This is a genomic window from Candidatus Omnitrophota bacterium (genome assembly GCA_016929445.1).
Lineage (GTDB): Bacteria > Omnitrophota > Gorgyraeia > JAFGIU01 > JAFGIU01 > JAFGIU01.
This window is the reverse complement of the sequence record JAFGIU010000130.1, coordinates 1-5,659: the sequence shown is the minus strand read 5'-3', so window position 1 is coordinate 5,659 and position 5,659 is coordinate 1. Positions and strand designations below refer to the sequence as shown.

The following is a 5,659-nucleotide window of genomic DNA, read 5'->3' as shown; positions in this document are numbered from 1 at the left end:
TCAAGGGCACTGGCCTTGGGCGCGCATTCCTCTTTGGTTTGGCGGCTGAGCTCTTGCCGTTCCTTCTCTTCCAAACCAGGGAGGGTCTCGATGAGATGCAGGCAGTCGTTCAGGAGGCCTTTGTTGGCCTTTTCTTGCACCCATTCGTAGGCCTGGGGGGCCAGCCAGTGGGCCATGGATTGGGCAATGGCCCCGTGCGCTGATTTTTCCCGGTGTTCCAATTCTTCCATGATGTAACGCAGGACAGGTTCCAGCAGGAGCGCGTACTGGGCATCGCGCAGCTTTTCGTTGTGGATCTCTGAAGGATCGGCCACAAAGCCGGCGCGTTTTACATAGATGTTCCGGCGCTCGGTTTCGCCGCGTTCGGCTTCCCATTCCGTTCGATAAATGAGGGCCCACCGGCGTTGCCCGGTCTCCGGATCTCGAACCCACCAGAGGGGGTCTTCGCCCTCCTTGCCCATGAGCCAAACCCGGTAAGGGCTGTCGAACTCAACCAGATTCCGGGTCAGGGAAACCAGGCTTTTGGGATCCAATTCCTCCAGGACCTTGTCCACAAGTTTGGGATGATTCTTATAGACTTGGGACTGGCGGATCTGCTCCAGCTTTTCGCCATGCTCCTGGAGCCATTGACCCAGGTTGTTCAGCACCTGGAGGCCCTCCTCCTCCAGTTTCAAGCGTTCTTCGGTAGTCAGTCTGGCGAAGCTGTTCTGGAGTGTTTTGTCCAGGCTGCCGCTGGGTGCAGTGAAGCCCACCGGAACAGTGCCGAGGGAGAGAACCTTGAGTTCCGGCGGGGGCAGGAGGAGTCCGGGTGCGGGTTCTGGAGGAGAGAACGGCGCTTCGGCGCGCTGCTGTGTGAGAGCCTGCCTCTCGGCCAGGAGCCTTTGGTGTTCCCCCTCGATTTCTTGAGTGCGGTGCAGGGCCTGGAGGTCTGCAGGCTGGTCCTCTGCGCGGATATAGCGATAGGCGGCAATTCCCACGACAAGAATGACGGCTGCAAAGGAGAGGTAGTAGACCCCTTTGAGGAGGAATCCGACGGCCTGTCCGAGCCGGATAAGAAATCGGGAATAATCCTTCATGCCTTTGCACAGAATAACATAGAAGTCGCTGCGCTGGGCCTGACACCCGGCCCAGCAGGAAATATACCACTTTATTAAGTTCCGGAAAGGATGTCTTAGCACCTCGCTGTATCAGGCGCTGTCATTGACTAAGGCATGCCCCCATGGTATGCTTTTTAGCGAAAGTTTTGGCAGTGGAAAGGTGATTCCACCGAATAAAGGCACACTGTCCGGAAGGGCAGGCCATCCGTTTTTAGGACGGATCTCGCCTCAGGGGGCGAGGCAAAGCCACAAGCCTTAAGATCCCATAAGGATCCAGGCGGTTGGGCTGCCGGTGAGCGGGTTTTGGGCTCTACCTCCTGCGTGGCGGTGGAGCTTTCTTTTTGCCCCGGGGGAGTATTAGAGCGAAAGCGATGAAAACGAGAGGTGTGGAATGTCGGATCCCCGAAGGTGGCTAAGTGTGGCCGAAGTTGCTGAGAGAATCGGCTTGACGGACGAGCGCGTACGCCAGCTCATCCGCCAGAAGAAGATCCGGGCAACGAAGATTGGGGGTTGGCTGGTGGCACCCGAGGATCTCGAGTCCTTTATCCGTTCGCGGATGAATGTGGCCGAAACCTCGATGCGGCGCGGCTAATTCTCCTGTCCTGAGTGGCCCAGGATGTGATAAGATACGGGACCTTTGTGACTTACAGATATGGCCCGTTTCCGAGACGTCCTCAGCAACAAAAATTTTCTGCTCCTCTGGTTGGGACAGATTGTGTCGCAGTTCGGCGACCGTCTCAACCAGATGGCTCTAGTGGCCCTGGTAAGCCTGATTGCTCCCGGCTCTTCCATGGCCATGGCCAAGGTGCTTGCCTGTACCCTTCTCCCGTCGGTGTTGGTCGGCCCTTTTGCGGGCGCTTATGTGGACCGTTGGGATAAGCGGTGGACCATGGTGGTGTGCGATCTTTTGCGCGCCGGCTTGGTCCTTTTTTTGGTTTTGGCCCTGTATTGGCGTCTCTCTTTGGTTCCCGTCTATATCCTGGTTTTCTTGACCTTTTCCGTGACCCGTTTCTTTTTGCCTTCCAAGCTGGCCATTGTGCCCGAGCTGGTAGCTCCCAAAAAGTTGCTTGTGGCGAACTCTCTGGCCTCTGTGACCAATTTGATTGCCGGCATGGGCAGCTTCGCCCTGGGGGGAATCCTGGTGGCTCAGGTGGGCTATCGCACGGCCTTGAGTGTGGATGCGGTCACCTACCTGGTTTCCTCTGTTTTTCTGGTGATGATGGTGCTGCCCAGGGTGCCGAGGCAGGCTGAGCCTTCTGTAGAGCGAAAGGATGGGACGCGCGCCGGCGGGCTGGGACGCCTCCTTCAGGAGATCCGGGAAGGGATCGATCTCCTGTGGCAGCATTCGGAATCGCGTTTTCTCTTGGGCAAACTGGGCGTGTTGTGGGCCGGTTGCGGGGTGGTTTCCGTGGTCATGGTGGTTTTCTTGCAGCAGTCCCTGAATACGGTTACCGAGGGCCTGGGGGTTCTGGTGAGCTTTTTGGTGGCCGGGCTCTTTGTGGGGGCCTTGGGTTATGGCCGTTTGGGTGGGCGCTACCGGCGCAATCGCGTGATGTGCAGCTCACTTACTGCTGCCGGAGTTCTGCTCTTGGCTGCTGTGTTGGGCGTGGGGAGTACCGGGAATGCGGTCCTGGCCAGCGTTTTGACCTTTACCCTCGGCGTGGTGGTGGCCCCCATGGCCGTGTCTTCCATGACGCTGGTGCATGAGGTTGTGCCCGAGAACATGCACGGCAGAGTCTTTAGCTCGGTTATGGTGGTGGGGGATTTGGCCTTTCTTGTGTGCATGCTCCTGGCTTCCGCGCTTTCCGAAGTGATCGGCCAGGAGCCTATTCTCCTTGGCGTTGGGGTGGTCTTTGTGCTGCTCGGCCCCATGGGTTGGGGCCTGCAACCGCGCATGGCTGTCAGCCCCTCTGTGACGCCTCGTTGACGCCTGTATTTTGCTTCGATAAGATAACTAGGCTTAAAGGAGGTTAATCATGTCAGATGTAGTGGTGACTCTAGATGAAGGCAATTTTGATCGGGAGGTGATCAACGCCTCGGAACCGGTCCTGGTGGACTTTTGGGCCACTTGGTGCGCGCCCTGTCGTATGGTCGCTCCGGTCCTGGAAGAAGTAGCGAAGGAAAAGGCAGGCAGCCTTAAGGTGGGCAAGCTCGATGTGGATACGGCCCCCTCTTTGGCATCCCGCTTTGGGGTGATGAGTATCCCTACGTTGATTTTCTTTAAGGGCGGTCAGGAAGTGGATCGTGTTGTGGGCGCAGTGCCCAAAGGCGATCTCATTGCGCGCGCTGAAAACTTGTCTTAGGCGTTGATCATGGGAATCGCGGTTCTCGCTTCGGGAAGTGGTTCGAATTTTGAGGCCCTGGTCCAAGCGAGTCAAGAAGGCCGCATTCCGGCCAAGATCACATTGCTTATCGTGGACAATCCCCAGGCCGGGGCTATCGAAAGAGCCCGGCGCCTGGGGATTTCCTTTGAAGTGGTGGATCGCGAGGCCTTTGCGCAGCGCGCGGATTTTGAAGCGGCGCTTCGAACGCACATCGACAAGAGCCCGCCTGCGCTGATCGCTCTGGCCGGTTTCATGCGTGTGCTGTCTCCGGATTTTGTTTCTGCCTATCCCAACAAGATTCTCAATATCCATCCGGCACTCCTCCCGGGCTTTCCCGGCGCGCACGGGATTCACGATGCGTACAGTTACGGAGTCCAAATCACCGGCGTGACCGTGCACTATGTGGATGAAGGCGTGGACACAGGTCCAATTGTGTTGCAGGAAGCTCTGGCCGTTGACCCTGCCAAGAGCGAAGAAGAGCTTGAAGCGCAAATCCACCAAATCGAACACCGGCTCTACCCCGAAGCCGTCCGGCTGCATTTGGAAGGGAAGCTGAAGGTCGAAGGGCGGCGGGTTTCGTCATTGCGAACGCAGTGAAGCAATCTTTGTGGAACAAAGATCCCCACGCCTCGCAAGGCTCGGCTCGGGATGACAAGTCAGTTCGAGAGCAATCCCAAAGGCGTCGTGGTCTGGCGGGTGTCGATCTGGATCTTCTGAAAGGGGAGCTTGCCGCGATGAAAGAGTTCGATTTCTTCCCGGCTTAATTCGAGCTCCAGGTTGGAACGCAGTTCCCGCAGGGTGACCTTTTCATAATCCTCAAAACTATAACCGTGCAGGACCGTAGCGATCTCCGTGAGGGACTTGTCCAGCAAACCGTTTTCTTCGCGGAAGCCGCCCTCTGTGGCGGCCGGGGTCTTATCGTTGATGCTCAGCAAGAACACAAAGGTGTCATTCTGGTAACGCCAGTCCGCGGCTCTTGCCTCATAACGCTCCTTGAGCACCGGGTCTTCCGCAATCACCTGCTTGATGCGGCGGGTGATCTGTTCCGCGAGAAAGCGTGATTTGGAAATATCCGTGAGCCGGAGATGGTCGCCCTCGCTATCGCCCAGGGCCAAGGGATTGAGTTTGACCTCGCGGATCAGGCGTTTCTGGAACTCGGAACGGGAAATGTCCAGGAGCCGTGCGCGCTTGATATCCTGGACTGCTCCGATGAGTGTGAATTCCGCGCCGATTTGAGAAGTGTCGCTGACCACAATGGTGTAGTACTGAATGGCCTGGTCATCTGTACTCATGGCAATGCGGTGGGTGCAGAGCACAATATCCTCGATCGCGTCCGAAGCCTCTTCAGAGACTCCGAAACCCTTGCTCAGGAGACCCTGTTCCAAAGGCATGTAGACCCACAAAGTCTTTCCCTTGAGAAAAGCCTTCACATCGCGGCCATACTCTTTCTTGACCATGCCTTGGAGTTGTTCCGCCGCTTTGTCAGGCGGGAAGGAGGGCGCGCAAGCGGCCTGCCCGAGCAGGCCGGTTAGCACAAGAGTCATTAGAAATGACGAGTACAGAGAATTACGAGGCATCCTGGGAGCCTGTGTTCTCCTCAGCGCGTCCATGTTCGTCGATTTGTACCGGAGCTGATTTGGCTTCGCCATATTCGTTGAAGATGGCGTAGATCTGGTCGTAGTCGAGCTCCTTCTTTTCCAGGAGTTCGGCTACAAAGCGCTCGACCACCTTGTGTTCACGCGTGAGGAGTTCCGTCACGTCCTTCTCGCACTGGCTGAGAATTTGCTGAGTCTCTGCGTTGAGTTTTTCCTTCATCGCCTCGGAAAGCTGCGCCGCAGGGATGAGAGTGTAATCGCCGATAAAGCCGTTCGAACCCATGCCCTGGCTCCACACCATGCTGTGGGCGCGCGCCATGGCATTGCGGAAATCCGAGATAACCCCGCTGGATGTCACGCCGTAGCGGATCTTCTCCATGCAATATCCGGCCAAAGCCACTTTGATATTGGCCAAATAGATTTCGCGGCTCTCGCTAAAGGTCTCTTCCTTGGGCTGGTGCTGCACCACGCCCAGGGTGTCGCCGCGCGCCACGATCGAAGCTTTGAATACATCGTGGGTGGGGTGGAAATAGTAAGTGGCAACCAGGTGGCCGACCTCATGGTATGCAGTGCGTTCCTGTTCTGCTGTGTTGATGTTTTTGGGCCGGCGCGCACCAATGTCGATACGGTCCATGGCCTCCAT

Annotated in this window: 7 protein-coding genes and 1 riboswitch; of the genes, 4 read left to right on the top strand and 3 right to left on the bottom strand. The window is 57.1% G+C overall.

Annotation, left to right across the window (positions count from 1 at the left end; translation table 11 throughout):
• Positions 1 to 1,076 (bottom strand): hypothetical protein (locus JW937_10035; GenBank protein MBN1587748.1); only part of this gene is annotated, 1,076 nt, incomplete at its 3' end.
• Between the two features lie 189 nt (positions 1,077 to 1,265).
• A riboswitch (cyclic di-GMP riboswitch) is annotated at positions 1,266 to 1,391 on the top strand.
• Positions 1,392 to 1,515: 124 nt separating this feature from the next.
• Between JW937_10035 and JW937_10030 the strand changes: the two genes are divergently transcribed.
• Genes JW937_10030 through JW937_10015 form a run of 4 tightly spaced genes read left to right on the top strand, consistent with a single transcriptional unit; the run spans position 1,516 to position 4,018 of the window.
• Complete coding sequence (locus tag JW937_10030; protein ID MBN1587747.1) at positions 1,516 to 1,689, top strand: helix-turn-helix domain-containing protein; 174 nt, start codon at positions 1,516 to 1,518, stop codon at positions 1,687 to 1,689.
• Between the two features lie 60 nt (positions 1,690 to 1,749).
• Positions 1,750 to 3,024 carry an MFS transporter gene (locus JW937_10025; protein MBN1587746.1) on the top strand — a complete coding sequence of 425 codons (1,275 nt, stop codon included), beginning with the start codon at positions 1,750 to 1,752 and terminating at the stop codon, positions 3,022 to 3,024.
• Between the two features lie 49 nt (positions 3,025 to 3,073).
• Positions 3,074 to 3,400 (top strand): thioredoxin, encoded by a 327-nt coding sequence (gene trxA, locus JW937_10020; protein MBN1587745.1) that lies wholly within the window; start codon positions 3,074 to 3,076, stop codon positions 3,398 to 3,400.
• Between the two features lie 9 nt (positions 3,401 to 3,409).
• Positions 3,410 to 4,018 (top strand): phosphoribosylglycinamide formyltransferase, encoded by a 609-nt coding sequence (locus JW937_10015; GenBank protein MBN1587744.1) that lies wholly within the window; start codon positions 3,410 to 3,412, stop codon positions 4,016 to 4,018.
• 59 nt (positions 4,019 to 4,077) lie between these two features.
• Here JW937_10015 and JW937_10010 read toward each other — a convergent pair whose 3' ends face one another.
• Positions 4,078 to 4,965 carry a hypothetical protein gene (locus JW937_10010; protein MBN1587743.1) on the bottom strand — a complete coding sequence of 296 codons (888 nt, stop codon included), beginning with the start codon at positions 4,963 to 4,965 and terminating at the stop codon, positions 4,078 to 4,080.
• 22 nt (positions 4,966 to 4,987) lie between these two features.
• On the bottom strand, positions 4,988 to 5,659 hold a 672-nt coding region (locus JW937_10005), incomplete at its 5' end, for a hypothetical protein (protein MBN1587742.1).

What these genes read in the sequence shown, in the direction of transcription:
- JW937_10025 (MBN1587746.1), top strand. Translation starts at nt 1,750, where the DNA reads ATGGCCCGTTTCCGAGACGTCCTCAGCAACAAAAATTTTCTGCTCCTC.
- trxA (MBN1587745.1), top strand. Translation starts at nt 3,074, where the DNA reads ATGTCAGATGTAGTGGTGACTCTAGATGAAGGCAATTTTGATCGGGAG.
- JW937_10015 (MBN1587744.1), top strand. Translation starts at nt 3,410, where the DNA reads ATGGGAATCGCGGTTCTCGCTTCGGGAAGTGGTTCGAATTTTGAGGCC.
- JW937_10010 (MBN1587743.1), bottom strand. Translation starts at nt 4,965, where the DNA reads ATGACTCTTGTGCTAACCGGCCTGCTCGGGCAGGCCGCTTGCGCGCCC.